The sequence below is a fragment of the Pseudoalteromonas sp. 2CM41L genome (assembly GCF_023161905.1).
In the GTDB taxonomy this organism is placed as follows: Bacteria; Pseudomonadota; Gammaproteobacteria; order Enterobacterales; family Alteromonadaceae; genus Pseudoalteromonas; species Pseudoalteromonas atlantica.
The window spans coordinates 184,153-209,617 of record NZ_JALNTN010000005.1 but is presented as its reverse complement, the minus strand read 5'-3'; the positions used below and the strand labels follow the sequence as shown (position 1 = coordinate 209,617).

The following is a 25,465-nucleotide window of genomic DNA, read 5'->3' as shown; positions in this document are numbered from 1 at the left end:
TACCCACAGTCACACAGCCTTTATTTTAGTGGCTGTTACACCTTTAATTTAAAGCCAATAATCTATACTATTAACTGACTCTATACGCTGTTTGCAGGTTATTAATGTCAAAACAAACATTACAATTACACAGCACGCTGTTGTCAATTCATAGTTTAGAAGTGGATGCAGACATTCCTGTAGCGCTATTAAAATTACCCCTATTTTTTATTTCTAAAACTCATGATGAGCTTTCTATTGTTTGCCCTAGTCATTTTGCTATTGAGTGTTTAGATACAGAGCCTGATTGGCAAGCACTTGAAGTAGTTGGCCCGTTGGGGTTTTCTTTAACGGGGATTATGGCCAATATATCTGGCGTGCTTGCAAAGGCTAATATTTCTATTTTTTCTATCTCAACCTACGACACAGATTATATTTTGGTAAAAAAACACACTGCGCAGCAAGCCATCACTGCACTTAAAAAAGATGGCTACAATTTAGTAGTAGATCAATAAATGAGAGCAGCCTCTATCGAGTTTTTAGCGCAAAATAAGCTCCCCGCCAGCGCATTAAAAATTACCAGCCCCTTTAGCGGCAAAGTCATTGATTTGAACCTGCACCCTGAGCCCTTTTTTAAATTTTCTACCCTTGGGCCAACTATGTTGGTTGCATTAAGTAATCACAAAATTTTAGCGCCCTTTGATGGCACTTTAGTGCAGGTTAAAAATGCAGGATGTGAATTTATTCTCCAAGCAAATAACGGTTTAAAGGTTCTCATTAACTTGTCACTACCGGCGCAGCAGCCTATTACACACACACATATTGCACAGCTAAATGGCAGCAAAATAAGCAAAGGGCAGCGCTTAGCTTACTTTGATTTACGCGAACTTAAATCGCCCTTACTGGCCAGCTTAGTGCTATTAAATGGCCATAACTTAGGCACTTTTCATTATTCACACACGCACGTAAATGCGGGTGTAGACCCCCTTTTAACTATTATTAAGAAGAACTAAACCTATGATCACTCTTTACGGCATTAGTAATTGCGACACCATTAAAAAAGCCAAAAAATACCTCGCCGACAACAACATAGATTTTACCTTTCACGATTACCGAAAAGACGGTGTAAACGAGCAGCTTGTAAGCGAATTTGCTGAGCATATTGACTGGGAACAGTTAGTTAATAAGCGTGGTACAACCTATCGCGCACTCGCTGATGAGCAAAAGCAAAACCTAAGCAAAGACACTGCTATAACATTACTTGTAGAGCAACCAGCTATGATCAAGCGCCCAGTGCTTGTAAATAACAACAGCTACCACTTAGGCTTTAAAGCTGCGCAATACGATGAGATATTTAAATAATGACACATGAAGTAATTGCACTTGCACAAGCGCTTATTCAGCGCGAGTCGGTAACCCCTGAAGATGCGGGTTGCCAATCAATGATGAACGAGCGTTTAAAAGCCCTAGGCTTTAATATTGAGTCGTTATTTTTTACCGATACACTCAATACATGGGCCCGAAAAGGAAATGAGTCGCCACACTTTTGTTTTGCAGGGCATACCGATGTAGTCCCTACAGGACCTGCACAAAACTGGCAGCACCCGCCATTTTCAGGCTTAATTGAAGATGGTTTGCTGCATGGCCGAGGCGCAGCTGATATGAAGGGCTCACTGGCGGCAATGCTTGTTGCTACTGAGCGCTTTGTGGCTAAAAACCCTGATCACAAAGGCTCTATCTCATTTTTAATTACCTCTGATGAAGAAGGCCCCTTTATCAACGGCACAACCAAAGTAATAGACACGCTTGAAGCACGTGGCGAAAAAATTGATATGTGCTTAGTGGGTGAGCCTTCATCGCGAGATGTACTCGGTGATGTAGTAAAAAATGGCCGTCGTGGCTCCCTTACTGGCTTTTTAAAAGTAAAAGGTGTGCAAGGCCATGTAGCCTACCCCCACTTAGCACAAAACCCAATTCATTTGGCTGCACCGGCCATTACTGAACTTAGCCAAACAGTGTGGGACAACGGCAATGAATTTTTCCCTGCAACCAGCTTCCAGGTATCAAATATAAATGGTGGCACGGGGGCCGGGAATGTCATACCGGGCGAGCTTGAGGTGCAATTTAATTTTAGATTTAGTACCGAAGTAACTCATCAGCAATTACAAGAACGGGTTAATGCTATTTTACAAACGTATGACTTAAACTACGAATTAAGCTGGATAGTAAACGGCTTGCCGTTTATTACCGAGCATGGCCCGTTAGTTGATGCCACCGTAAATGCGATTAAATCTGTCACGGGGTTAACTACTAACCTCGAAACCACCGGGGGTACGTCAGATGGGCGCTTTATAGCGCAAACAGGCGCAAAAGTGATTGAACTAGGCCCGCGTAACGCCACTATTCATAAAGTAGATGAATGTGTAAGCACCGATGATTTAATCGCTTTAGCAGATATTTACGAGCAAATTTTAGAGCAATTGTTGACCTAATGGCACTCGATACCAATACATTAGCAATGTGTATCACTGGACAAAGTGATACACACCTCACTGAGATTCAATCGCATCGGTTACATACTGATATTATTGATGACTTTATAGCCCTGCAAAATGGCGCTAAAAATGCTGGTTTTGAGTTGACTATTGCCTCAAGTTTTCGCGATTTTAATCGCCAAGCTATGATTTGGAATAACAAGTTTTTAGGTATACGCCCTGTTTTTAATAAACAGCAACAGATAGTGGATTTAAGCCAACTAAATGAGCTGGAAAAATGCACGGCTATTATGCTCTACTCTGCCTTGCCAGGGGCTAGTCGGCATCATTTAGGTACCGACCTTGATGTGTATGATACCGCTGCAATTAACGATGACTATAAGCTGCAACTTACCCCTGATGAATACCAACATGGTGGGCCATTTGCGCCACTCAGCCAGTGGCTTGATAAAAATCTAGCTAAATATGGTTTTTATCGCCCCTACAAACAGGATTTAGGCGGCGTAGCACCTGAACTTTGGCATATTAGCCATATTAAGCAATCTCAGCGGTTAGTAAACACATTGAGCGAAGCGATGCTTTCCGAATGTATAAGCAACAGCGATTTAGAGGGTAAGTCAGCCATTTTAGATAATTTACCCGCGCTATATAAACGTTTTATAACAAATGTAAGCCCGCCTTAATAGCGGGCTTTTATTCACTTTAAAAGCCATCAGTACTGATAAAACGTGGCAACTTTTATTGGCATTACCGCGCTGTATGCTTATTTAATATAAACACCAATACCGAGCCAAGTATTAGTGAGCTTGCAATAATAAACTCCACTGTTACCTGCTCAGATAAAAACAACATACCTGCAATAGCAGCTAGTACAGGCACACATAACTGTACAACCGCCGCTTGCGTGCTTTTTAGTAGCGGCATGGCCACATACCAAATACTGTAACCAATACCTGATGCAATGGCGCCCGAGGCGCATGCGAGCAGCACCCCTTGCATACTTACTGTTTTTAAATAGCCTATTGCTACAAGTAATAAAACAGGAATAGCCACTAAGCTTCTTATAAAGTTAAAGGCGGTGGTGCGCAGCGGCGATACACACGCTTTACCGCGTATACTGTAAACGCCCCAAGCAACACCACTTAACGCCATAAGCGATGCCCCTAACAAAGAAGGCACAGCGGCAGAGGGCAACATTAAATACACAAATCCAGCTAACGCGACAAAAAAAGCCCCCCACTGCAATTTACTCAGCTGCTCTTTTTTATATATGCCCCAACCAATCATGGTAAGTTGCACCGCCGAAAATAAAATAAGCGCACCGGTGCCTGTATCTAGCTCTATATAAGCAATAGAAAAACAAAGTGCATATACCAATAAACTAATACTGCTTCGCCAACTTCCGGTATCACTTAAAATAGCATTATTAAGCGCGCCCTTACGCTTAAGGTTATACGTATATACAGCCATAATTAAGCCTAAACACACGGCACCACTTACGAGCCTGATAATTGTAAAATTCCACGCATCAATATAACCTTGCGCTAACGCCATACGGCAAAGTAAAGAATTTGCCGCAAAGGCTACTAATGCAACGAGGGTGTATAAAGTGGCTTTCAAAATCGCTCCTTAACTAAAACCTTATAATGAGATGCTTTAAATTGGCTTGCTCAGCCAGCGCTGTATTTAAACAGCTGAGCCATTTAGCTGTAAAGCGGCATTGTTGTAATTACTCTAATCTTATTCGCAGCATTATAACTTTATATACTGCTAAATTGCTGTAATTAAGCGTCTATCCTCTGGTATTCACAAGCTATTCATGATGATTTGCCTACCTTAAATACACGTAATTTAATTAACGCGTGGCTACCTTAGGGAGAATAATTTTTAAATCCTCACAGGTCTATATACCCTAAAGTAGGCTACGCTTTTTTACACTATTTCACACAAATCCAAAACCAGAGTATGTTAACCTTTAAAACCTAACTATATAGGAGTGCTCAGTGCGCCAAAGTATAATTTTAAGTGTTTGTTTTATATTAAGTGGATGCAGCACCATAGGCTTTAATGATTTATTTAACGACTATGCAAGCCAAATGACGCCTGTAAGAAACGCAATTCAAAATAACAATATTGAACAGGCTCAATCACTTATTGCCAACAATAGTAAGTTACACAGTAGCTATTTACTTAACCAATTAGAGCAAGCCCGTTTAAAAGACCTTGCTAACGAGCAAAGTCTTTCACAACAACAATTTGAAAACGTATACGCCCAGGTACAAACAAAACGAGAAGCAGCAAAAATTCAATTAAGTGCAGGGCTTGAACAAAGTAACGCCTTATTTACTAACGACTCTGCCATTACCTATGTACCACCGGCATATGAAATGAGCATGCTACATAGCTACAAAGCACTTAATTATGTATACAACAGTGATTTAGAAGGCGCCTTGGTTGAAATACGTCGCGCTAACAAAGTACAAGTCGATGCGCTTGCTGATAATCAAACACAAATAAACGACACAATAGAGCAAGCACAACAGCATTACCCAAGTATGAGTAATGTAACACGCGGTATTAAAAATGGTTTTCAAAATGCCTTTACGTTTTATTTATCTGCACTGTTGTACCAAAGTGATAAACAATACGATGATGCCTACATTGATTATAAAAAAGCATTAGAGATTCAACCTGATAATCACTACTTACAGCAAGATGTAATGCGATTAGCTAAAAAGCAAGGTTTTAACCAAGATTTAGAAGAGTTTGAGCGCCGCTTTAGCCCATTAAAGCCCCTCCACGCTAAACACGGTGAGGTAGTTATATTGGTTGAACAAGGCTTAGTGCCTAAACAAGATGAGTTTAAATTACGCTTGCCTATTTATACCTCAGGTGGTGATGCACGTTTTTACAGTTTAGCAATGCCGGTTTATAAAGATAATGCGTTTATAGCTAATATTAATGGCGTAAATATAGGTTCGCAGAATTTAGAGCTCAACCCATTAGTGCATATAGAAGCATTAGCGGCTAAAACATTAGAGCAACAAATACCGGCTCGCGTATCTAGGCAAGTATTACGCTTAGTAGCCAAAGAAAAAGTGCGCGCAGAGCTTGCACGTAGCACAGGTGATGTAGGCAATATTATTGCTAATATTTATAATTTGGCGTCTGAGCAGGCCGATACACGCAGTTGGCTTACTTTACCTAATCAAATAAGCATGGCACGTAGCAGTTTAAATGCAGGGTCGCATACACTTTTAATAGGCAACCATGCGCCTATTAATTTTACCGTTAGTAAGCAAGGGTTAACCTTAATTTACCTAACCTCTATTAATAACTATTTTAACTACCATGTGGTTCAACTCTAGGAGTCATCATGAAATATACTTTGCCATTAGTGGCTGCATTAATGCTTGGGGCATGTGCAAGCCAACCTGATACATCAGGCATTTCGGTTGAGCAAAGCAAAAATACATTTAACGAGCAGTTACATGTTGATAATCCTGCTCTAGGTGAAAAGCTTGCCATTACCGATGTTAAAACACGCCAAACAAACCAGTTAACCGATGTGGTAGTAACACTAAGCAGCCAATATAAAAAGTCGCAATATTTGCAGTATCAGTTTAATTGGTACGACAAAGACGGGTTTGTAATTAAAGGAAACCACTCACCTTGGCAAGCCTTAACACTGTTTGGTTTTTCTAAAACACAATTACCCGGCTTAGCGCCAACACCGGATGCGGTTACATTTTCGCTCGCTGTAAGAGAAGTGTCTACCGACGCACAAGAATTTAAAGAATAAGGATTATAAAAATGATCACTACACAATTTAAAACGTTATCGAGTTATGCAGTTATTGGCCTGAGCGCACTCATTTTAAGCGGTTGTGCCAATAAAGCCGTAGTTAGTTATGGCGACGCGCAAGCAGTAGAAACCACCGATATAAACTTTGGCTCTACCGATTTACAAAAAGTAGCCAGCCAAATGACCGACTCACTACTCAGCTCGCCGGTTATTGGTACAATGACCCAAAACAAACGCCCTGTGGTATTTGTTGAGCGCATTAAAAATAAAACCAGTGAACACATAGACACTGAATCTATTACCGACTCAATCTCTACGCAACTGTTGCGCAGCGGTAAGTTTCGTTTTGTTGACATGACCCGTGTAGAATCAGTACGTGAGCAGCTTAACTTTCAAAACGAAGATGCCCTTGTAAACCCTGCCACCGCAGTTGCCTTTGGTAAACAAATTGGTGCGCAATACATGTTGTACGGCAACTTATCTAGCATTGTTAAATCAAATGCTGATAAATCAGATGTGTATTACAAATTTACAATGCGCTTAATGGATATGCAAAGCGGCCTAGTAGAATGGGCAGACGAAACTGAAATTCGTAAAACGAAAGAAAAATCGACATTTGGTTGGTAATAGTACCAATTAGCTTAATTAACTGATCTATTTTGAGGCTGGATAAACGCGTTGATAGCTAGGAAAAATTGCTATTTATTTGTTTTAAATGAGAATCTTTAACGCAGGTAGTGACACGATTAGCCGCAAAATGATTAAGTTTTTTTGCGCATTGGTATACATATCCACGCAAAGGCAAAATATCGCCTTTGCGTAACACCATCAGGAGACATCTATGAAAGCCTTAACCATAGCAATGTGTGCATTGCTTACACTCAGTGCACCAAGTTTTGCTAACTATGAGCGAAACAAAGCCGTGCCGGTACAACAGGTTTTATTTGGTGATGTAAAATCTGTACGTAAAATTACCGAACAAGAGCTTGTGCAAGACAAAAACAATGGCTGGAAAACCTTTGGCGGCGCCCTACTCGGGGGTGTTGTCGGTAATCAATTTGGTGGTGGGAGCGGTCGTACCGTCGCCACTATTTTAGGCTCAGTCATTGGCGGAAGCGTGGCGCATAATAATCAGCAAAAAAGCTATTATAAGCAAACGCACCTAGTAGAGTTATTGATTCAAGTAGAAAACGGCGATCAATACATGGTGGTACAAGACCAAGACCAGTCAATGCGCTTTAGTAAAGGTGATAACGTACGGTTGGTCTATTTAAGTGATAATACCGTAAGAGTTGACCGCGCGTACTAACAGCCCGTATCAGCAGTATCACGTAAAAAACGAGCTATTTAAGCTCGTTTATATTTTACAGCGCGTTAGTTGGAATTAACTAAACTTGGCGATAGTCTTTAAAAAAGCGCTGCATTTTAAGCATCGCACTCGATAAATCGTCTTTGTTAGGTAAAAACACTAACCTAAAGTGATCAGGCTCTGGCCAATTAAATGCACGCCCATGCACTAATAATATTTTTTCTGCTTTTAGTAAATCAAACATCATTTTTTCATCATCAGTGACATTAAAATGAGCCGTATCTACCTTAGCAAACGCGTAAAGCGCCCCTTTTGGCTTTTTACAGCTTATCCCTTCAATAGCATTAAGCCCACGCCAAGCAATATCGCGCTGAACATATAATCGCCCGCCTGGGTCGATTAAGCTATCTATTGATTGCACCCCCCCTAGCGCTTGTTGTATCGCATACTGGGCGGGTACATTGGCACACAAACGCATGGACGATAAAATATCTAGCCCTTTACGTAAATCTTCCATTGCTGAGGTGCGCCCGCTTAGTACCATCCAGCCCATACGAATACCCGCTGCACGGTAAGTTTTAGCTAAGCCATTAAAGGTAATAATGGGCACATCGTCGCATAGCGCACCAATTGAGGTGTGAGTGATGCCATCGTATAAAATCTTTTCGTAAATTTCATCGCTAAGCAATAACAGCTTATGCTCGCGCGCCACATTAATTAACTCTAAAAGTAAATCGTCACTGTAAACCGCGCCGGTTGGGTTATTAGGGTTAATTAGTACAAGCGCTTTTGTTTTAGACGTAATTTTACTTTTTATATCAGCAATATCCGGAAACCAATCTTGCTCTTCATCACATAAATAATGAACAGGGTTGCCCCCTGCTAATTTAACTGACGCGGTCCACAGTGGATAATCAGGCGCAGGAATAAGCACTTCATCATCGTTATTTAATAACGCTTGGGTGATCATTTGAATAAGCTCGCTCACCCCATTACCAATATAAATATTATCTACATCTAAGTTATGCAAACCTCGTTGCTGGTAATGCTGATAAACCGCTACACGGGCTGAATATAACCCCTTAGAGTCGCAGTAGCCTTGGGCCGAATACAAATTACGAATAATATCGCGGTGCATGTCCTCTGGCATATCAAAACCAAACGCCGCAGGGTTACCAATATTAAGCTTTAGTACCTTTTGACCTTCGTCTTCCATTTTTTTGGCTTGCGCTAAAACCGGTCCACGAATGTCATAACATACACCTTCTAATTTGTGACTCTTTTTAATATCTGACATTTTTACCTCTTTGGGGCGAACTGGCTTTATGGAAAAAAATAATTAACTAGGAGTGGGTTTGTTCAATGTGAGGGTTATAACCTAATGGGCTCGGTAAAATTGTGTTACTAGCCCAAGGGTGGCCCTTGGGCAATGCGTGATCAAATTTATTATCGAGAGGCCAAACACGCCCTAGTAAAGTCTAAGACTACCCTAGTAAAGGCGTAAAATGCCAGCGTAATTAGTTGCTTAATACTGAAATAAATTCACGTTAACAAATAATATTAATTAGACTCTACCCAGGCTCTTAATTGGGCCTGCGAACCACTTACTTGCGCCAACAAATCAGTTGATGCCGTAACAGCTTGCGCTAAGTTATCTTGATTGAGATTAAGCTCAATATCACGGGCTACATTAGATAAACTCGTGGCACCAAACTGTGCCGCGTTCGACTTTAAACTATGGGCATGACGAATCGCCGCTTCTTTATCGTTACCAATGGTTGCAATTACTTCATTACCAAGGCGCTCAAATTCACTGCAGCAAAATTCAAGTGTATCTTTAAACTGCTCACCAAGTAACGACTGCATACTTTCTAAAGCAGCCTCATCTATTTGTACTTCTGTCATATTTTAAGCCCTTCTAAACATTCCGTGTCATTTTATAATTAATAGTATTACTGTATATCTATGCGTAAAAAAATCCAACTTTATTACTTTATAAATGTATAATTATCAAAATACACTCGCAATAAAAAGTTTAATTAATGACTCGCCAAGTTTGTGAACGCTGTTTGTTTACGCCCTCTACCTGTATATGCGGGGCCATTAAACGTTTAACAAATAAAGTTAGCGTGGTTATTCTACAACACCCCAGTGAAGAAAAAATAGCGAAAAACACGGCAAAATTGCTTAATTTGAGCCTAACTGACTGCAAAATAATCAAAGGGGAAAATAACACCGACTTTGCCATGCTCAACTCTTTACCTGTTAAGTCCACGGTACTGCTCTACCCTAATGAGCACGCCACCTACTTAGATGATGTAAAACCAAAGCCAGCCTTAAGTAACATTACGCATTTAATCGTGATTGATGGCACCTGGAAAAAAGCCTATAAAATTTTGCAGCTGACCCCGCTACTCACTAAATTTAAAACAGTGAGCTTTAAGCAGTTACCGCAAAACCGTTACGCTATTAGGAAAGCTCCCAGAGCCGACAGTCTCTCTACACTTGAGGCCGTTGCACATAGTTTGTTGTTAATAGAGCAGCTAAACCCTGCTCCGCTTTACAATTTATTAGATGAATTAATACAAAAACAAACCCAACACATGCCCGAACACGTAAAAGCACGTTACTTAAATTAGCCACAATTAAATGTAAATGCGTAATTACCCAAACAGATTAAAACGCGGATTCACTCGTAAAGGGCCAGACTACCGCTTTGACGACCAAGTTGACTTTAGTGATATTAGAGACACCTTTGGCTTTAGATCTATGGTGGTAGGAAAATGGGTGACCAAAGAAGAGCATTTTATTAGTGCAAACTTAATTTACGATGCCCTCGCCGACCTTGCTCAAATATTACATTTACCGCCCAAAGCCATTGGCCTGCGCGGCAAACTAAATTTTGCCTTTGGGCATGGCGGTCAAAAAGGCGTACAAGCGCATTATAACGCAGCTTCACAAACCCTTGCTTTAGCAAAAAACGCCGGCGGTGGCGCATTGGCTCACGAATGGTTTCATGCCTTTGATCACCATATAAGCGAGCATTTATTTAATGCAAAACCTCGCTTTGGTTTTGCCTCAAAGCTGTGGCTTTCAAATACACCAAATTTATCTCACCCACTTAATAGTGCGCTAAACGATTTTTACAAAAACGTGTTTTTAGATTTTGATGGGGAAGATGCGAATGAATTTGTACAAACGTGCATAAAACACGACCAAGCGCACAACATGAATTACATGAGTATGCCTGAGGAATTAGCAGCGCGCTGCTTTGAAGCCTGTATAGATGCTCACAGCACTATTCAAAATAGCTTTTTGGTTAGTGGCTTAAAAAGCAGTAATTTAATTTACCCTGATAATGAGCATATTAATAAAGCAAATAAAGCCCTTAATAAGTATTTTGAACTACTAGGTTATGCACTTCATAAATCTCAATAAGCCACAAACTACCTTGTAAACTTTAATTACGTGAAAAATCTTATATTTAATCTATCCTATCCTAAAGCATTAATAATTTTAAAATAAGTAGCAACTAAATGGTAAATACTGATTTTTCAAATAAAAAGCATGGCGCTATCTCTTTTGTTTATATTGTTCCCTTAACTGTAATTGCAATTTTATCTATCTGTATTCACTTTATGCTTGATGAAGTCATTGAAGCGCAAACCGATACTGGAAAACTCGTAAATGTAAGTGGTCAACAAAGAATGCTTTCGCAACGGGTGAGTATGTTTACTTTAGAGTACTTAATGTATGGCTCGCAGGATTCTAAATTACTGGCCATTAATGCTTTAAACTCTTTAAAAAGTAATCATAAATACTTATTAAGTGAGCATTATGGGGCGCAAGTATTAGGCGATGAAAGCCCGCTATCTAAGGAGTTGTTAGCAATGTATTTTAAAGAGCCTATTAATGTCGATAAAAAATTAAGTATGTTTTCAGATAGAGTTGAAGAAGTACTAAAGTTAAAAACACAAACACTTAATTTAGATACAGCGCAAGAAAGCTTTTTTTCTTTAGCAAAAGAGCCGCTTTTAAAAGCGTTTAATACGGTAGTTATGCAGTACGAAAAAGAGAGTGTTGACAGGGTCAAAAGGCTACACACTATTCAAGGCATTGTAATTATAGTTATTTTATTATCTATATTAGTCGAGTTTTTACTCGTTTATAAAGCCAGAAATAAAAAACACATTTAATATCAGTTTAAGCAATAATACACATTGGTATAAATTATTAAGCGTTTAAGCTAGCAAAACAAAGCCATTTAAACGCTTAATAGTTTTATATTGTTATAGGTTATCGTCGCTAATGCGGCTTGCTACCGCACTACTTTGATCTTTATATTTTGCGTCTTTACGAATGTTGTATGGGTTTTCGCACGGGCCTGAAAGCATTTCAAAACTCATTGCACCAATTTTCATCATTGGGCGCAGCGCCAGTGGCAACTTACCTGAATTGTAAAATTCTAAAACAATATTACCACTCCAACCTGGGTCGATTCTGTGCGCTGTTACATGCACCATTAAACCTAAGCGGGCAAGTGATGAACGACCATCTAACCAGCCTACTATGTCGGCAGGAAGTGTTACTTTTTCATGGGTAATGGCCAATGCCAGTTCACCTGGGTGTAAAAAGAAAGCTTCGCCCTCGGCAAGCTCAATCTCTTCACTCATGATTGATTCCATAGCCTTATTTAACTGATCTTTAGGGCCACTTAAATCTACGTACGCTGCGTTATGTGCGTTAAAGGTTCTAAATTTGTTCCCTAAACGCAAATCGGCTGTCACACCCGAAATCATTTCATTAGTCGGCGCAGGCTCAATCACTATGCGGCCATCGCTTAAATATTCTTTAATATGGGTATCTGAGAGTCTCATTTTTTCTTAGTCCTGCGTTATCACTATCTCAACACTGTGTTGGTGCTGCTGATAAAAAAGCGTGCTGGCAATCAATCTTGCCGCTGCGCTGTATGTGTTGCTAATAGCCGCGCTGGTATCGCTGGCGATTAATTTACCTTGCTCTGAGTATTCACGAATATCTATGGCAAGTGGAATATGGCTTAACACCGGTACGCCGTGTTTATGGGCAAGTTTTTCTGCGCCATCTTTGCCAAACACATGGTTGGCTTCACCGCAGTGGCTACAAATGTAGTGACTCATATTTTCTATAAGCCCAAGCACAGGTACGTTAACTTTATTAAACATTGCAATGCCTTTTTGCGCATCGGCAAGGGCTAAATCTTGCGGTGTCGTCACAATAACAGTGCCGCTGGCAGGCACTTTTTGGCTCATTGTTAGCTGTATATCGCCCGTACCCGGTGGCATATCAACAATTAAGTAATCAAGTTCGCCCCAATCTGTCTCGTTTAATAATTGGTTGAGCGCTCCCGATGCCATTGGCCCTCGCCATACCGTTGCGTCATCACTTGGCACTAAAAAGCCGATTGATTGCGCTTTAATGCCGTTGGCATCAAATGGCTGTAGTAGTTTGTTATCTTTGGTTTGTGGCTCTGCACCCACAAGCCCTAAAAGCATAGGAATAGAAGGCCCGTAAATATCAGCATCTAAAATCCCTACTTTAGCGCCTTCGCTTTTAAGCGCCCCGGCTAAATTTACAGCGGTAGTGGATTTTCCTACCCCCCCTTTACCTGAGGCAATCAGCACAATGTGTTTAATGGCTTTAAATTTTGCAGGCTCTTTTATACTCACCACAGAGTCTATGGTAACCGGTGTATTTATACTTTCACTTACGTGCTGCTCAACTAACGGCATTTCTGATTGAGCCGCAAATGGCAGCGTTATTTTAATGTGTATTGATTTATCGTCATTTTGCGAAATGGTATCAATAAAACTTTCATCAATACCTACGGCAAATGCCGCGCTTCGATACGCCGCTAAGGCAGTAATAATCGGTTGTTTTTGCACCGATTTAGAGGAGAATAGTTTCGACAGTCCAAACATAGCAATTAAATAGCGTTTCTTTGATGAAAAGTGCCACAGAATTATGTAACATTCAGGGCATTAACACCAGTCAATTAACAAAAATCCATAAGCTGCGCGTACCGTTAGTCCAAAGCTTATGGATAAATTAATGATAACCGCCTTTTTTGTAGTAAAAATGGTGGTTTATCCTCAATTCGGAATGATTATGACGCAGCGAAAGATCCTCATTACCAGCGCATTACCTTATGCAAATGGCCCTACTCACTTAGGCCATTTATTGGAATATATTCAAACTGATATTTGGTCACGTTTTCAAAAGCTACAAGGCCACGAAGCTTATTATGTTTGCGCCGACGATGCTCACGGCACGCCAATTATGCTTAATGCGCAAAAGCAAGGGATCACGCCTGAAGAAATGGTTAAAAATGTAAGCATTGAACGCCAGCGCGACTTTGCCGACTTTAACATCAAGTTTGATAAATACCACAGCACCCACAGCTCAGAAAATAAAGAGCTGAGTGAGCTTATTTATAACCGCCTTAATGATGCGGGCCATATTAAAAAGCACACTATTTCACAGTTATTCGACCCTGAAAAAGGCATATTTTTACCAGATCGCTTTGTAACAGGCACTTGCCCAACGTGTAAGTCTGAAAACCAAAATGGCGATAGCTGTGACTCGTGTGGCGCAACTTACAGCCCAACCGAATTAATAAGCCCGCGCTCGGTAATGTCAGGTGCAGAGCCAATTCTAAAAGATTCAGAGCATTACTTTTTTGATCTGCCAGCATTTGAAGGCATGCTTAAAGAGTGGCTACACTCTGGCTCTATTCAGCAAGAAATGGCGAATAAATTAGATGAGTGGTTTACCGATGGCCTGCAACAGTGGGATATTAGCCGCGATGCGCCTTACTTTGGTTTTGAAATTCCAAATGCACCGGGCAAATACTTTTATGTATGGCTAGATGCGCCAATTGGCTACATGGCAAGCTTTAAAAATCTATGTGACGAAAAAGGCCTCAACTTTGATGCATTTTGGGCTGAAGGTTCTGATGCTGAGCTTTATCACTTCATTGGTAAAGACATTATTTACTTCCACAGCTTATTTTGGCCAGCCATGCTAGAGGGCGCTAATTTTAGAAAGCCAACTAACGTGTTTGCACATGGCTTTGTAACCGTCAATGGCGAAAAAATGTCTAAATCAAAGGGTACGTTTATAAAAGCACGTACTTACCTTGATAACCTAGACCCAGAGTACTTACGTTATTACTACGCAGCTAAATTAAACAGCGGTATTATTGACCTCGATTTAAACCTAGAAGACTTTGCACAACGTGTAAATTCAGACCTAGTAGGTAAAGTAGTAAACATAGCAAGCCGCTGTGCAGGCTTTATTACTAAAAAGTTTGACGGTAAATTAAGTAGCACAATTATGCAGCCAGAACTACTTGAAGAATTTCAAGCTGCTGCACCGAGCATTACTGCCCACTATGAAAACCGTGAATACAGCCGCGCGATTCGTGAAATTATGGCCCTAGCCGATAAAGCAAACCAATTTATTGATGCCGCAGCGCCATGGGTACTCATTAAAGACGAAGCAAAACAACAAGAAGCGCACGAAGTGTGCTCGCTTGGCCTTAACTTGTTCCGTGTTTTAATCACCTATTTAAAACCTGTATTACCAGGTATGGCTGCAAACGTAGAAGCCTTTTTAAATGACGACTTAGCATGGGATGGCGTTCAAAACGCGCTCGTTGCACATCCTATCAATAAATTTAAGCCGCTCATGCAACGTGTAGAAATGGATAAAGTGAACAAAATGGTTGAAGAATCAAAAGAAAGCCTAGAATCAAAAGTAACAATTGACCCTAATAGCCCACTTGCAAAAGAGCCAATTGCGGATGAAATTGAATTTGATGACTTTGCAAAAGTAGACTTACGCGTTGCTAAAATTGTTAAAGCAGAGCATGTTGAAGGCGCCGATAAGCTACTTAAACTTACGCTGGATTTAGGCGGCGAAACACGCCAAGTGTTTGCTGGTATTAAATCGGCTTACGCACCAGAAGACATTGAAGGCAAACTGACTGTAATGGTTGCAAACCTTAAGCCTCGTAAAATGCGCTTTGGTATGTCAGAGGGTATGGTATTAGCTGCAGGCCCTGGCGGTAAAGAAATTTACATTCTTAACCCAGACGATGGCTCAGAGCCAGGCATGCGTGTAATGTAATTTATTACTTATAAAAAACCGCTGATATTTCAGCGGTTTTTTTATGAGAAAAAAACGTTTATACCAATTCGCTTAATTAAGTGTGCTATTTTGAGGGTGCAAAAGCGTGTTGATAACTAGACAAAAACTCGCTATTTAATTATTCAAAATGATCAAAGTGAAAGCTTTTTAACGCGTTTAGCCCCAAAATGATTAAGTATTATTGCCGATTGCTGTTACACGTGTGACTCTGTATTAAATAAAGTGAAGTGACATTATGAGCCAAATTTTAAATGCCAAGAGAATAAAAATAAGCAACCAAATTAAGCAACATAAGTTAGTTGCTATACTTCGCTTAAAGCAACAAAGCGATGTAGCCCCTTTAATTAATTGCTTAGTTAATACAGGCATTAACACACTAGAAATCACCTCAAATACACCTGGCTTTGAGCAAGAAATAGCAAAAGCACGCGCTGCTTATAAAAATACACTCATTGGCGCTGGCACAATAATTAACACCGCCCTTGCGCAACAAGCGATTGATGCCGGTGCGCAATTTATAGTTACACCAAATACTAATCAAGCAGTGGTAGAGCTTGCCCACCGCCATGGTTTACCTGTGTTAATGGGCGCACTCACCCCTACCGATATTGCCAATGCCATAGAGTATAACGCCGATATTATTAAAGTTTTTCCGGCAGGTAGTATGGGGATTAATTACTTTAAAGCGCTAACGGGGCCTTTTTCTGATGTGCCATTAATGCCCGTAGGCGGCATTAATTTAGACAACCTAACACATTGGTTTGCAGCGGGGGCATGCGCAGTCGCGGTAAGTAGTGATTTTAGTAAGCCGATAAATAACAAACAGCAATACGACACATTAAGCCAATTGGTGAGCAAATACATATCAGCGGTCGCTCACTTAACAAACTAAATAATACAGCTAAAAGTGAGCTTTTATTAAAAGTAATACAGCTTTAATAACGCTCTTTTAACTCCCCAATTTCTTTTTGATTTTAGTTTGCCACTCAAGTGCAAGCTCGGGTAGTTCAAGTGCTGCTAATAATACGCTTTCATAATCTGGGTATTGTTTATCAAAAAACGCCTGAAACAACGTTTTAACCGAAATGTTATGCTCAGCTTTATGTTCAATAGTCACTGCATCGCCCGTTTTAGCAACACCTTGCTCAAGCACTCTAAAATAAACACCCGTGTGGTAATACTGAGTAAACAGTTTTAGGCTTTGTTTATTATTAAGTGCAATAGCCAATTTAAAGCACGGTACACGGGGCTGGCTTACCTCAAGCAGTGCAGTACCTAAACGAATACGATCGCCTATGTGAATATTTTGCTCATCAAGTTCTGAAATTGTGAAGTTTTCGCCAAAGGCACCGACTGCTAAATCATCATTTTTAAGGGTGTGCTTCCAATAATCGTAATGATTGTGCGAAAACGCATAAACCGCTTTATCCATCCCGCCATGATTGACTAAATCGGCTTGTTCATCACCTATTATATTCAGCTTTTCAATAACAACCGGCTCATTGGTTGGTGTTTTAAATATACCTGTTTTGACCTCTTTGCCGTTATGCACAACCGTTTTTATTTTAGAGATGTTGGTAGAGATTATTTTCATCTTAAACCTTTGATTATAGCTAAAAGTAAGAGTGCGTAAGTTTCATCATTCATCCTTGATGATCAACAAAGTAAGATTATAAGTCAAAAATATATAACAAAGTTAAAATAAGAAACACTACAAATACAGGGGTAAGTAAATAGAAAAGGATATTTGCTATGGTTTTGTGTTTTTCTCTAAAGCGAAGCATACCATTGTAAGTCGCTCTAAAAAGTGGGAATGTAATAAAAGCTCTAAAAATTGCCCATGAAACAAAACCGCATTGGAGTTTTATTTCCAGCCAAAACTGCTCCGGATTAATATTTAAAGATTGACTCGGAGAGCTTTTGGACCCAATTGACCAGCCAGTTAATAGCTCTAACATAATTATAAAAATAAGTAGAGCCGCTATCCAAAGGTAAGCTGACTCTATTGATTCTCTTTTTGAGATAAATTTTTTCATTAATATTATATAAACGCATTTATATAGGCTTACACAGACCTACTTTTCCCACTTGTTTAACGCTTGCTTGTCGCTTTGTTTAAACTCAACCCAGTTTGAGGAGTCTTTAAAATGCTCTTTTTTCCAAAACGTAGCGTGGTTTTTTAAGTAATCCATAATAAACTGTGCGCCTTCAAACGCGGCTTGGCGGTGGCGGCTAGTTACGCCAACAAATACAATTTGCTCACCAAGCGCTAAATAGCCTACTCGATGAATAATACTTATGCGGGCAAGTTGCCAGCGTGTTTGGGCTTGCTCGGCTATAGATTGCAGTAGTTGCTCAGTCATCCCAGGGTAGTGTTCAAGCTCAAGGGCGATTACGTTATCGCCGCTGCTAAATTCTCGCACCAGCCCCGTAAACGTCACTACGGCACCATCACTTTTGTTATTACTGCAAAGTGCGCCATGTTGCTCGCCTACTGAAAAATCCTGTGTTTGTACGTTAATGCTTATACTCATTAGCCACCCGTCACTGGTGGGAAAAAAGCAAGTTCATCCCCTGCTTTTACAAGCTCATCGCTTGATGACATAGTTTGATTAAGCGCACACAATACATCACGCTCTTCAAGCCATGCCTGCCAATGTGGGTTTTGCTCAACCAGCATGTGTTTAAACGCTTTAATGCTAAGAGGGGCCGCTATCTCAACGGTTAACTTATCGCACTTTAGGCGCTCTTTAAGTTGGCCAAAAAACAGTACGTTTACATGCCCTGCATCAGTATCATTTAAATTAGTCTCGCTGCCAGCTACCATTCTTGCCTCCTGCTTTTTGCGTTACACGCATACCGTGTATTTCCATAAGCGGGTCGGCGGCTTTACACATATCAAATAATGTAAGGGTCGCCACAGATACAGCGGTGAGTGCTTCCATTTCAACGCCCGTTTTGCCCGCCAATTTACAGTAGCTGGTAACTTTAATTTGGCTATTTGCTTCATCAAGTTCAAAATCAACGGCTACTTTACTCAGTGCCAGCGGGTGACAAAGCGGAATTAAATCTGCGCACTTTTTAGCGCCCTGAATACCCGCAATTCGGGCAACGCCTAGCACGTCACCTTTTTTATTTTGATTAAGCAACACTTGCTCAAAAGCCTGTTTGCTCATTTTAATGTAGGCCTCGGCAGATGCATCGCGCAGAGTGACCTCTTTTAGCGATACATCAACCATATTTGCTTGGCCGTTTTCATCTACGTGGCTCAGCATATTATTGCTCTCGCGATTCGCATTTTTTACCAATAGTAATATGCGGGGCAAAGTTACATGGCTTGTGCATTGAGTCTAACTGATCTTTTATAATACCTGTCCAGGCTGTTTTACATGCGCCTGTAGAGCCAGGCATACAAAAAATAACGGTGTTATTGGCAAGGCCCGCCAACGCACGTGATTGAATAGTTGAGTTACCAATTTCGCCGTACGAAATATGTCTAAATAGCTCTCCAAACCCATCTACACTTTTATCAAACAGCGGTGCAAATGCCTCTGGTGTTGAGTCGCGCTCGGTAAAGCCCGTACCACCGGTTACTAAAATAGCGTGAATGGTGTCATCGGCAATCCACTGCGATGCAACTGCTCGCATTTGGTAAACATCATCTTTAACTATGTCTTTATCCGCTAAGTGATGGCCTGCTTCAGTAAGGGCTTTAATTAAATAATGGCCTGAAGTATCCGTAATTTCATCGCGTGTGTCGCTTACTGTCATTACGGCAATGTTTAGTGCGATTTGTGACTCAGTTGTGTGGCTCATAGGGTTCTTCTCAATAAATTAGGTTTGTGTTGGTCAAATTGCTCGTTAACAGCTTTAAATTGCGCCGGTGTATTGGTATTAACAAGTGCATGCGCTTTATTACATTTTAACGTTTGCACACCAATACTACGGGTAAACTGTTTAATTGATTTATGACTATTTACGTTTATGAGTAATTGTTTTAAATGACGTTTAACGCTTTGGGTGTTACGAATATACAGGGGTAACGGTTCATTTTCAAAGTGCCACGCATGTATTTGTGGCTGATTTTTTTGAAAGTGGGGGTTATCGCTTGCTGCAGATGCAATTTGCGATAATAACGTGCAAGTAAGCAATGGCATATCAACAGCGGTTACAAGTATATCTTGCTCTGTTGCCATTAAGGTTGAATAAATCCCCCCAAGCGGGCCCGAACCTGGGTATATATCAGGTATGTATTGCGCAGTAGCACTTTGTACATTACGGCTTATAAGTACATCACTTGCTCCTGCTGCTGTTAATAACTCACATGCATTTTGCAGTAAGGTTTTATTTTTTAAAATGAGATTCGCTTTATCGCTGCCCATTCTGGATGATTGCCCACCAGCGAGTACAACTCCTGTAAACACGGCTTTATTGCTCATTTTAGCCGCCCAACATAGCTAAATGGGTTGTAGCGCCCGTTAAGCGCTTATCAAGCTCATGGCTAATAGTTTTATTGCCCATTGCTGCTTGAATAGCGTTTACAGTGGCTGGCGTATCTTGCGCATTTAAATACGGGCGTAAGTCTATTCCCTGCTCGGCAAACAGGCACAAATGTAGTTTGCCTAATGACGATACTCTTAATCGGTTACAGCTTTTACAAAAATCTTTACTGTAGGGCATAATTAAGCCAATGCGACCCTCAAAATCGGGATGACAAAACTCCTCTGCAGGGCCGTTTAATTTACCTCTTACTACCTGTAACCAACCTTGTGCTAAAAGCTGCGTTTTAACACTTTGCCCGCTTACATGGTTTTGTTCAAAAAAGGTGGCACCATTACCTGTTTCCATTAATTCAATAAAGCGTACCGTTACTTTTTTATGTTTTACCCAGTCTAAAAAATCATTTAATTGGTTTTTATTAAATTGCTTAGCCAGCACGGCATTTATTTTTATATCTTTTATACCCAGCTCAATTGCCCGGTCTATCCCTTTTAAAATATGGGTTAGTTTGTCGTGTCCTGTAATTAATTTAAACATGCTCGGGTTTAAGCTATCTATACTAATGTTTAGCGCATCTAGGCCAGCGCTGTAAAACTCATCAATTTTATTAAATAAGTTAAAACCATTGGTTGTTATGGCGACTTTTTCTATGCCTGGAGTGTTTTTACATTGCTTTATAATGTCGGTTACGTCACTGCGTAAACACGGCTCACCGCCTGTAATGCGCACTTTTTTTGTGCCTAATTGCGCAAACGCATTTACTAAGGTGTTTATTTCGCTTTTTTTTAAAAAGTTACGCGGGGTATCGCACTGATACCCATTTGGTAAACAATATGTGCAACTAAAGTTACACACATCGGTAATTGAGAGGCGCAAATAGTTAAACTGCCGACCAAATTGATCATTAAGCATATGCTTCCTTGTTTATTTACATTTCAACTGCAACATCAATACTGTTAGCGTTTTGCGTAGTATGCTGCTTTATTAATTGGCTTAACTGGGTTTTACACGACCCACAGTTAGTGCCGCATTTTAGTTTAGACCCCAATTGTTCTACTGTATTTTCACCACTTTTAATGGCGTTTATAATGGGTTGTTCACGTACTTTAAAGCAACTACATACTTGTGCGCCTTGAGTAAATTCTTCATCAGGCGTGGCATACAACAATGACTGTAATTGGCTAAAGGTTATTAAAGGCTCTGCAAATAAATGATTTATCCACTCAAGTGATATGTCTTTTTGAGCTGGCGTAATAACCGCAACAAACACTAACTGCTGGTTTTGAATACATTGAACATGCATTGCTTTTGCACTGCCCATTGCCGACCACTGCCCTTGTAACCCTGTCAGTGTTTGGCAATAATAAAGCAAATCATTTTGCTGCTCATTGAGCGCTAACTGGTAGTTAACACAATTACTTGCGTTAACTTTAAGCCAAAAATCACTGTTAATATTAAGCTCTGTTTTGCTAAAAATTTGCATGTACTGAGCAAACTGCGCTTTAACTAAATTAACAGCACCATGCTTACACTCAGCCTGGCCCGAAATAGGGTCAACAACCGATTGATAGAGGCCACTTACCGTAGCGGATGATGCAAATTGCTTGTTCCAGTGAATAGGCATAAAGCACTCACCTTTACGCACAGCATCCGTTACTTTTGCATGAGCTGTAACCTGCCCAGTTTTAGCATTGGCAGTTATTAAATCGTTTGCTTTTATGTTTAATTTCCTGGCATCTATGGGGTTTATTTCAATATATGGGCGGGTTATATGAGTAGAAAGCGCTGTACTTTTTCCGGTGCGGCTCATTGTATGCCATTGGTCGCGTATTCGCCCTGAGTTCATTACAAACGGGTAATCGCTTGATGTTTGCTGCACAGGAAGTTTGGGCGTTATAGGTATAAAGCGGGCTTTTTTATCTGCGGTGCTAAATTGTTTATTAACAAAAACCTGCCCGTTTTTATATGGCTCATTTTTTAGTACCGGCCACATAACGGGTTTTAAGTTATCGTACTGCTGCTGCGAAAGCCCTACTAAAGCTGATAAATTTAATAGCCTCTCACCATTATTTTCAAAATCAGTAAGTTGTGCCCATTCTTCAAAAATGCCACTGGGGTCTGTAAAGTCAAATCCTTCAAAACCCATTTTTTGGGCAACTAAACACATTATTTGCCAATCGTTTTTAGCCCCCGAAAATGGCTCAACTAGCGGGCGCTGCCTCGATATTCTGCGCTCTGAATTAGTCACTGTGCCGTTTTTTTCGCCCCATCCGGTTGATGGGAACGCCACATCAGCAAATTTTAGCGTATCACTTTTAGCAATACAGTCAGACACAACCACCAGCTCACATTGCTCAAGTGCATTTTGTATGGCTGCGTTATTAGGTAGGCTCACCATCGGGTTGGTTGCCATTATCCAAATAGCTTTTATTTTCCCTTTGGCGATTTCATCAAACATATCAATCGCATTACACCCTGCTTTTTTAGCTATTGTTGGCGATTGCCAAAAACGCTGCACTAACTGTTGGTGCGCGTCGTTTTCAATGTCTAAATGTGCTGCTAATTGATTTGCCAAGCCCCCTACTTCACGCCCACCCATAGCATTAGGTTGCCCAGTTATTGAAAACGGGCCACATCCAGGTTTTAACAATTTACCCGACGCTAAATGCGCATTTATAATGGCATTACACTTATCGACCCCTGAGCTTGATTGGTTAATACCCATTGAATAAAAACTAATAGCGGTTGGGCTTTGTGCAAATAAGGCGTAAAAGTCACTGACTAGCTGCGCGTCGATATCACAAAAATCACTGACCGCTTTTACACTCCACTTTTTAGCCTCTGCAAGCGCTGTTTCAAAGCCGTTTGTATGCGCGTTTATAAATTGCGTATCTAAATAGTTATGTTCACTTAAATAATTAAGTAAGCCGTTATAAAGAGCCCCGTCGCTGCCTGGTTTTATATTTAAAAAGGTATCGGCAAGTTCGGCTGTATCTGTTTTTCGCGGGTCGATAACCACTACTTTCATGTTTGGATTAAGCTTTTTTGCGCGCTCCATACGCTGGTATAGTACCGGGTGAGTCCAAGCTGCATTTGAGCCAATTAAAATAAGTAGCTCAGTTTGCTCTAAATCTTCGTAGGTACATGGTACTACGTCCTCACCAAACGCACGTTTATAACCGGCAACCGCCGATGACATACACAGCCTTGAGTTTGTATCTATATTGCCTGAGCCTATGTAGCCTTTCATTAATTTATTGGCAACGTAGTAATCTTCAGTCAGTAACTGCCCCGATACATAAAACGCAACCGACTCCGGTCCATGCTCTTTAATAATGGCGTTAAATTTGTTGGCAACGTAATCAGTTGCCGTATCCCAGCTGGCGGGTTCGTTATCAATAAGAGGCGAGGTTAAGCGGTTATCACTGCCGGTGGTGTCAAGCAAATGCGTGCCTTTAACACACAAGCGGCCAAAATTAGCGGGATGCTCGCGCGTGCCTTCAAGTTTTGTTGGGGTATTATTTAATAATGAAATATCAACCCCGCACCCTACACCACAATAAGCGCAGGTAGTTTGTTTAAGCAAAGGCGTGTTTGAACAAGTGTTTAAAGTTTCCATACTGCTCTCTTATTATTTGCGTTAAGCGCTCTGTGATACTGGCTCATCTACTGGGGTTAACGTGGCTATTTTATTATTTAGTGCACTGCTAATAACGTTTTGCACTAGTTTTTCACAGCCTCCACAGCCCGTACTTGCTTTAGTAGCTTGCTGCACTTTATTTAAATCGCTACAACCTTGTATAACCGCTTGTTCAATAGTGTGTTTTGTCACTTTGTGGCACGCACAAATAATGGCATTTTGTGGCAAATCATCAGCGTTTAGCTCGCCCGCGTCACCTGCAAGCGGCATTATTAATGACTCTGCGGGCACACTAAGCTCAATGCCATTTAAGTGATACTGCAATAAATTATCGTAATCACTGGTATCGCCAACCAGTACAGCACCTAAGAGCTTATTGCCTTGCTCATTAGTGACTACTTTTTTGTAAACACCGTTTGGCTGATCTTCAAAGTAATAGCTAATTGCGCCTTCACTGCGTGCATGGGCATCACCAATTGAGCCTACTTCAACACCCATTAATTTAAGCTTGGTGCTCATATCGGCACCGCTAAATTCATCAGCACTATTTGAGGAATTGTTAGAGGTAGTGTGTAAAGCTTTGTTTGAAGACAGCTGTTGTAAAACATGCCCCGCCGCTACTTTTGCCATAGCGTAGCCGGGTGCTACAAGGCCAAAAATAAAGTTATTCCAAAGGGCGCACTCGCCTATGGCGTATATGTTTTCATCACTCGTTTGGCAATGGTTGTTTATTACGATGCCGCCGCGCTCACCTATTTCTAAATTAAACTCACGAGCTAGATTATCGTATGGGCGAATACCGGCCGAAAATACAATCATGTCTGTTTCTAGGGTTTGCCCCCCTTTAAAGCACATTTTATAACGGCTGTTTTCACCCTCTATAATTTGCTCTGTCGCCACTGATGTATGCACTGTAACGCCCAGCTCGGTAATTTTATTTTTAAGCAATCGACCACCAGCACCATCTATTTGTACGCCCATAAGTTGTGGTGCAAATTCTATTACATGGGTTTGCAAGCCAAGCTGCTTTAACGCGTTGGCTGCTTCAAGCCCTAATAAACCGCCACCAATTACTACGCCCACTTTGCTGGCATGTGCAGATTTTTTTATGGCGTGTAAATCGTTAATGGTTCTGTAAACTAGGCAATGCTCACGGTCTTTACCTGGAATGGGTGGTACAAATGCAAATGAACCGGTAGCCAATATTAACTTGTCGTATTCAAATGTTTTGCCTTTTGCAGTAGTGACTGTTTTTGCATCGCGGTTTATATCAACCACTTTAGAATGAGTATGAAAGTACACTTGCCAATCTTGATAGGTTTTACTGCAGGTAAGCGCTAAATCATCTTCGGTTTTACCTTTAAAAAAAGACGAAAGCTGTACGCGGTCATAAGCGAGTCGGTCTTCACCGCTGAGTACGGTAATCTCAATATTTTGAGTATCACCTTGTTGTGATACTAGCTGTTGTACAAAATGATGGCCAACCATTCCATTTCCGACAACTACAACACGCTGCTTGCTTGGCATTAAAATCACCTGTTTGATTTA

General features: G+C 40.7%; 29 protein-coding genes. 14 read left to right on the top strand and 15 right to left on the bottom strand.

Annotation, left to right across the window (positions count from 1 at the left end):
* Window positions 1–104 precede the first annotated feature (104 nt).
* From MTF64_RS09335 to MTF64_RS09315, 5 genes are read left to right on the top strand one after another with little or no spacing between them, the layout of a single operon-like run.
* Window positions 105–494 carry an ACT domain-containing protein gene (locus tag MTF64_RS09335; protein WP_029772079.1) on the top strand — a complete coding sequence of 130 codons (390 nt, stop codon included), beginning with the start codon at window positions 105–107 and terminating at the stop codon, window positions 492–494.
* The gene (locus tag MTF64_RS09330; RefSeq protein ID WP_121637383.1) at window positions 495–992 is read left to right on the top strand and encodes a PTS glucose transporter subunit IIA; all 498 of its coding nucleotides are present in this window, start codon (window positions 495–497) and stop codon (window positions 990–992) included.
* Between the two features lie 4 nt (window positions 993–996).
* The gene (locus MTF64_RS09325; RefSeq protein WP_096041847.1) at window positions 997–1,341 is read left to right on the top strand and encodes an ArsC family reductase; all 345 of its coding nucleotides are present in this window, start codon (window positions 997–999) and stop codon (window positions 1,339–1,341) included.
* The gene (gene dapE, locus MTF64_RS09320) at window positions 1,341–2,471 is read left to right on the top strand and encodes a succinyl-diaminopimelate desuccinylase (protein WP_248451204.1); all 1,131 of its coding nucleotides are present in this window, start codon (window positions 1,341–1,343) and stop codon (window positions 2,469–2,471) included. The genes MTF64_RS09325 and dapE overlap by 1 nt, the downstream gene beginning before the upstream one ends.
* Window positions 2,471–3,157 carry a M15 family metallopeptidase gene (locus tag MTF64_RS09315; protein WP_248451203.1) on the top strand — a complete coding sequence of 229 codons (687 nt, stop codon included), beginning with the start codon at window positions 2,471–2,473 and terminating at the stop codon, window positions 3,155–3,157. Before dapE ends, MTF64_RS09315 begins: the two co-directional genes overlap by 1 nt.
* 64 nt (window positions 3,158–3,221) lie before the next feature.
* Here MTF64_RS09315 and MTF64_RS09310 read toward each other — a convergent pair whose 3' ends face one another.
* The gene (locus tag MTF64_RS09310) at window positions 3,222–4,094 is read right to left on the bottom strand and encodes a DMT family transporter (RefSeq protein WP_004587771.1); all 873 of its coding nucleotides are present in this window, start codon (window positions 4,092–4,094) and stop codon (window positions 3,222–3,224) included.
* Window positions 4,095–4,477: 383 nt separating this feature from the next.
* Between MTF64_RS09310 and MTF64_RS09305 the strand changes: the two genes are divergently transcribed.
* From MTF64_RS09305 to MTF64_RS09290, 4 genes are all read left to right on the top strand, one after another.
* The gene (locus MTF64_RS09305) at window positions 4,478–5,842 is read left to right on the top strand and encodes an adenine DNA methylase (RefSeq protein ID WP_248451202.1); all 1,365 of its coding nucleotides are present in this window, start codon (window positions 4,478–4,480) and stop codon (window positions 5,840–5,842) included.
* Window positions 5,843–5,850: 8 nt separating this feature from the next.
* Entirely contained in the window at window positions 5,851–6,276 is a 426-nt protein-coding gene (locus MTF64_RS09300; protein WP_024032667.1) for a YcfL family protein, read from the top strand.
* Between the two features lie 11 nt (window positions 6,277–6,287).
* The gene (gene lpoB, locus MTF64_RS09295) at window positions 6,288–6,905 is read left to right on the top strand and encodes a penicillin-binding protein activator LpoB (protein WP_024032666.1); all 618 of its coding nucleotides are present in this window, start codon (window positions 6,288–6,290) and stop codon (window positions 6,903–6,905) included.
* Between the two features lie 214 nt (window positions 6,906–7,119).
* On the top strand, window positions 7,120–7,587 hold the full coding sequence (locus tag MTF64_RS09290; RefSeq protein WP_004587767.1) for a glycine zipper 2TM domain-containing protein: 468 nt from the start codon (window positions 7,120–7,122) through the stop codon (window positions 7,585–7,587).
* Between the two features lie 79 nt (window positions 7,588–7,666).
* Here MTF64_RS09290 and MTF64_RS09285 read toward each other — a convergent pair whose 3' ends face one another.
* Complete coding sequence (locus MTF64_RS09285) at window positions 7,667–8,884, bottom strand: pyridoxal phosphate-dependent aminotransferase (RefSeq protein WP_004587766.1); 1,218 nt, start codon at window positions 8,882–8,884, stop codon at window positions 7,667–7,669.
* A gap of 263 nt (window positions 8,885–9,147) precedes the next feature.
* The gene (locus tag MTF64_RS09280; RefSeq protein WP_096041855.1) at window positions 9,148–9,492 is read right to left on the bottom strand and encodes an Hpt domain-containing protein; all 345 of its coding nucleotides are present in this window, start codon (window positions 9,490–9,492) and stop codon (window positions 9,148–9,150) included.
* Window positions 9,493–9,629: 137 nt separating this feature from the next.
* On the opposite strand from MTF64_RS09280, the gene MTF64_RS09275 reads away from it, so the two are divergent.
* From MTF64_RS09275 to MTF64_RS09265, 3 genes are all read left to right on the top strand, one after another.
* A complete protein-coding gene (locus MTF64_RS09275; protein WP_248451201.1) occupies window positions 9,630–10,226 on the top strand; it encodes a tRNA-uridine aminocarboxypropyltransferase in 597 nt (198 codons plus the stop codon).
* A gap of 16 nt (window positions 10,227–10,242) precedes the next feature.
* On the top strand, window positions 10,243–11,025 hold the full coding sequence (locus MTF64_RS09270; protein WP_054982389.1) for a CLCA_X family protein: 783 nt from the start codon (window positions 10,243–10,245) through the stop codon (window positions 11,023–11,025).
* A gap of 98 nt (window positions 11,026–11,123) precedes the next feature.
* On the top strand, window positions 11,124–11,783 hold the full coding sequence (locus MTF64_RS09265) for a type IV pili methyl-accepting chemotaxis transducer N-terminal domain-containing protein (RefSeq protein WP_248451200.1): 660 nt from the start codon (window positions 11,124–11,126) through the stop codon (window positions 11,781–11,783).
* A gap of 93 nt (window positions 11,784–11,876) precedes the next feature.
* Here MTF64_RS09265 and dcd read toward each other — a convergent pair whose 3' ends face one another.
* Window positions 11,877–12,464 (bottom strand): dCTP deaminase, encoded by a 588-nt coding sequence (dcd, locus tag MTF64_RS09260; RefSeq protein ID WP_248451199.1) that lies wholly within the window; start codon window positions 12,462–12,464, stop codon window positions 11,877–11,879.
* 6 nt (window positions 12,465–12,470) lie between these two features.
* The gene (gene apbC, locus MTF64_RS09255) at window positions 12,471–13,547 is read right to left on the bottom strand and encodes an iron-sulfur cluster carrier protein ApbC (RefSeq protein ID WP_248442553.1); all 1,077 of its coding nucleotides are present in this window, start codon (window positions 13,545–13,547) and stop codon (window positions 12,471–12,473) included.
* Window positions 13,548–13,734: 187 nt separating this feature from the next.
* Between apbC and metG the strand changes: the two genes are divergently transcribed.
* Window positions 13,735–15,756 carry a methionine--tRNA ligase gene (gene metG, locus MTF64_RS09250; protein WP_248451198.1) on the top strand — a complete coding sequence of 674 codons (2,022 nt, stop codon included), beginning with the start codon at window positions 13,735–13,737 and terminating at the stop codon, window positions 15,754–15,756.
* A 256-nt stretch (window positions 15,757–16,012) separates the two neighbouring features.
* The gene (locus tag MTF64_RS09245; RefSeq protein WP_248451197.1) at window positions 16,013–16,669 is read left to right on the top strand and encodes a bifunctional 4-hydroxy-2-oxoglutarate aldolase/2-dehydro-3-deoxy-phosphogluconate aldolase; all 657 of its coding nucleotides are present in this window, start codon (window positions 16,013–16,015) and stop codon (window positions 16,667–16,669) included.
* A 57-nt stretch (window positions 16,670–16,726) separates the two neighbouring features.
* Here MTF64_RS09245 and MTF64_RS09240 read toward each other — a convergent pair whose 3' ends face one another.
* From MTF64_RS09240 to MTF64_RS09195, 10 genes are all read right to left on the bottom strand, one after another.
* Window positions 16,727–17,371 carry an MOSC domain-containing protein gene (locus MTF64_RS09240; protein WP_248451196.1) on the bottom strand — a complete coding sequence of 215 codons (645 nt, stop codon included), beginning with the start codon at window positions 17,369–17,371 and terminating at the stop codon, window positions 16,727–16,729.
* A 76-nt stretch (window positions 17,372–17,447) separates the two neighbouring features.
* Window positions 17,448–17,813: a hypothetical protein gene (locus MTF64_RS09235; protein ID WP_154944350.1), complete on the bottom strand. Its 366-nt coding sequence runs from the start codon at window positions 17,811–17,813 to the stop codon at window positions 17,448–17,450.
* Window positions 17,814–17,852: 39 nt separating this feature from the next.
* A complete protein-coding gene (gene moaE, locus MTF64_RS09230; protein WP_096739720.1) occupies window positions 17,853–18,311 on the bottom strand; it encodes a molybdopterin synthase catalytic subunit MoaE in 459 nt (152 codons plus the stop codon).
* Entirely contained in the window at window positions 18,311–18,604 is a 294-nt protein-coding gene (locus MTF64_RS09225; RefSeq protein ID WP_096739721.1) for a MoaD/ThiS family protein, read from the bottom strand. Before MTF64_RS09225 ends, moaE begins: the two co-directional genes overlap by 1 nt.
* Window positions 18,582–19,052 (bottom strand): cyclic pyranopterin monophosphate synthase MoaC, encoded by a 471-nt coding sequence (gene moaC, locus MTF64_RS09220; RefSeq protein WP_096739722.1) that lies wholly within the window; start codon window positions 19,050–19,052, stop codon window positions 18,582–18,584. The genes MTF64_RS09225 and moaC overlap by 23 nt, the downstream gene beginning before the upstream one ends.
* Window position 19,053: 1 nt before the next feature.
* A complete protein-coding gene (moaB, locus tag MTF64_RS09215; protein WP_004587753.1) occupies window positions 19,054–19,593 on the bottom strand; it encodes a molybdenum cofactor biosynthesis protein B in 540 nt (179 codons plus the stop codon).
* Window positions 19,590–20,216, bottom strand: a complete 627-nt coding sequence (locus MTF64_RS09210) for a molybdenum cofactor guanylyltransferase (RefSeq protein WP_248451195.1) — start codon at window positions 20,214–20,216, stop codon at window positions 19,590–19,592. The genes moaB and MTF64_RS09210 overlap by 4 nt, the downstream gene beginning before the upstream one ends.
* A 1-nt stretch (window position 20,217) precedes the next feature.
* On the bottom strand, window positions 20,218–21,189 hold the full coding sequence (gene moaA, locus MTF64_RS09205; RefSeq protein ID WP_248451194.1) for a GTP 3',8-cyclase MoaA: 972 nt from the start codon (window positions 21,187–21,189) through the stop codon (window positions 20,218–20,220).
* 16 nt (window positions 21,190–21,205) lie between these two features.
* Entirely contained in the window at window positions 21,206–23,896 is a 2,691-nt protein-coding gene (locus MTF64_RS09200; protein WP_248451193.1) for a nitrate reductase, read from the bottom strand.
* Between the two features lie 21 nt (window positions 23,897–23,917).
* The gene (locus MTF64_RS09195; protein ID WP_248451192.1) at window positions 23,918–25,444 is read right to left on the bottom strand and encodes an FAD-dependent oxidoreductase; all 1,527 of its coding nucleotides are present in this window, start codon (window positions 25,442–25,444) and stop codon (window positions 23,918–23,920) included.
* Window positions 25,445–25,465 lie beyond the last annotated feature (21 nt).

Bases quoted from the DNA above. Each gene is read 5' to 3' on its own strand.
- MTF64_RS09335 (WP_029772079.1), top strand. From the start codon at position 105: ATGTCAAAACAAACATTACAATTACACAGCACGCTGTTGTCAATTCAT.
- MTF64_RS09330 (WP_121637383.1), top strand. From the start codon at position 495: ATGAGAGCAGCCTCTATCGAGTTTTTAGCGCAAAATAAGCTCCCCGCC.
- MTF64_RS09325 (WP_096041847.1), top strand. From the start codon at position 997: ATGATCACTCTTTACGGCATTAGTAATTGCGACACCATTAAAAAAGCC.
- dapE (WP_248451204.1), top strand. From the start codon at position 1,341: ATGACACATGAAGTAATTGCACTTGCACAAGCGCTTATTCAGCGCGAG.
- MTF64_RS09315 (WP_248451203.1), top strand. From the start codon at position 2,471: ATGGCACTCGATACCAATACATTAGCAATGTGTATCACTGGACAAAGT.
- MTF64_RS09300 (WP_024032667.1), top strand. From the start codon at position 5,851: ATGAAATATACTTTGCCATTAGTGGCTGCATTAATGCTTGGGGCATGT.
- lpoB (WP_024032666.1), top strand. From the start codon at position 6,288: ATGATCACTACACAATTTAAAACGTTATCGAGTTATGCAGTTATTGGC.
- MTF64_RS09290 (WP_004587767.1), top strand. From the start codon at position 7,120: ATGAAAGCCTTAACCATAGCAATGTGTGCATTGCTTACACTCAGTGCA.
- MTF64_RS09285 (WP_004587766.1), bottom strand. From the start codon at position 8,884: ATGTCAGATATTAAAAAGAGTCACAAATTAGAAGGTGTATGTTATGAC.
- MTF64_RS09280 (WP_096041855.1), bottom strand. From the start codon at position 9,492: ATGACAGAAGTACAAATAGATGAGGCTGCTTTAGAAAGTATGCAGTCG.
- MTF64_RS09275 (WP_248451201.1), top strand. From the start codon at position 9,630: ATGACTCGCCAAGTTTGTGAACGCTGTTTGTTTACGCCCTCTACCTGT.
- MTF64_RS09270 (WP_054982389.1), top strand. From the start codon at position 10,243: ATGCGTAATTACCCAAACAGATTAAAACGCGGATTCACTCGTAAAGGG.
- MTF64_RS09265 (WP_248451200.1), top strand. From the start codon at position 11,124: ATGGTAAATACTGATTTTTCAAATAAAAAGCATGGCGCTATCTCTTTT.
- dcd (WP_248451199.1), bottom strand. From the start codon at position 12,464: ATGAGACTCTCAGATACCCATATTAAAGAATATTTAAGCGATGGCCGC.
- apbC (WP_248442553.1), bottom strand. From the start codon at position 13,547: ATGTTTGGACTGTCGAAACTATTCTCCTCTAAATCGGTGCAAAAACAA.
- metG (WP_248451198.1), top strand. From the start codon at position 13,735: ATGACGCAGCGAAAGATCCTCATTACCAGCGCATTACCTTATGCAAAT.
- MTF64_RS09245 (WP_248451197.1), top strand. From the start codon at position 16,013: ATGAGCCAAATTTTAAATGCCAAGAGAATAAAAATAAGCAACCAAATT.
- MTF64_RS09240 (WP_248451196.1), bottom strand. From the start codon at position 17,371: ATGAAAATAATCTCTACCAACATCTCTAAAATAAAAACGGTTGTGCAT.
- MTF64_RS09235 (WP_154944350.1), bottom strand. From the start codon at position 17,813: ATGAAAAAATTTATCTCAAAAAGAGAATCAATAGAGTCAGCTTACCTT.
- moaE (WP_096739720.1), bottom strand. From the start codon at position 18,311: ATGAGTATAAGCATTAACGTACAAACACAGGATTTTTCAGTAGGCGAG.
- MTF64_RS09225 (WP_096739721.1), bottom strand. From the start codon at position 18,604: ATGGTAGCTGGCAGCGAGACTAATTTAAATGATACTGATGCAGGGCAT.
- moaC (WP_096739722.1), bottom strand. From the start codon at position 19,052: ATGCTGAGCCACGTAGATGAAAACGGCCAAGCAAATATGGTTGATGTA.
- moaB (WP_004587753.1), bottom strand. From the start codon at position 19,593: ATGAGCCACACAACTGAGTCACAAATCGCACTAAACATTGCCGTAATG.
- MTF64_RS09210 (WP_248451195.1), bottom strand. From the start codon at position 20,216: ATGAGCAATAAAGCCGTGTTTACAGGAGTTGTACTCGCTGGTGGGCAA.
- moaA (WP_248451194.1), bottom strand. From the start codon at position 21,189: ATGCTTAATGATCAATTTGGTCGGCAGTTTAACTATTTGCGCCTCTCA.
- MTF64_RS09200 (WP_248451193.1), bottom strand. From the start codon at position 23,896: ATGGAAACTTTAAACACTTGTTCAAACACGCCTTTGCTTAAACAAACT.
- MTF64_RS09195 (WP_248451192.1), bottom strand. From the start codon at position 25,444: ATGCCAAGCAAGCAGCGTGTTGTAGTTGTCGGAAATGGAATGGTTGGC.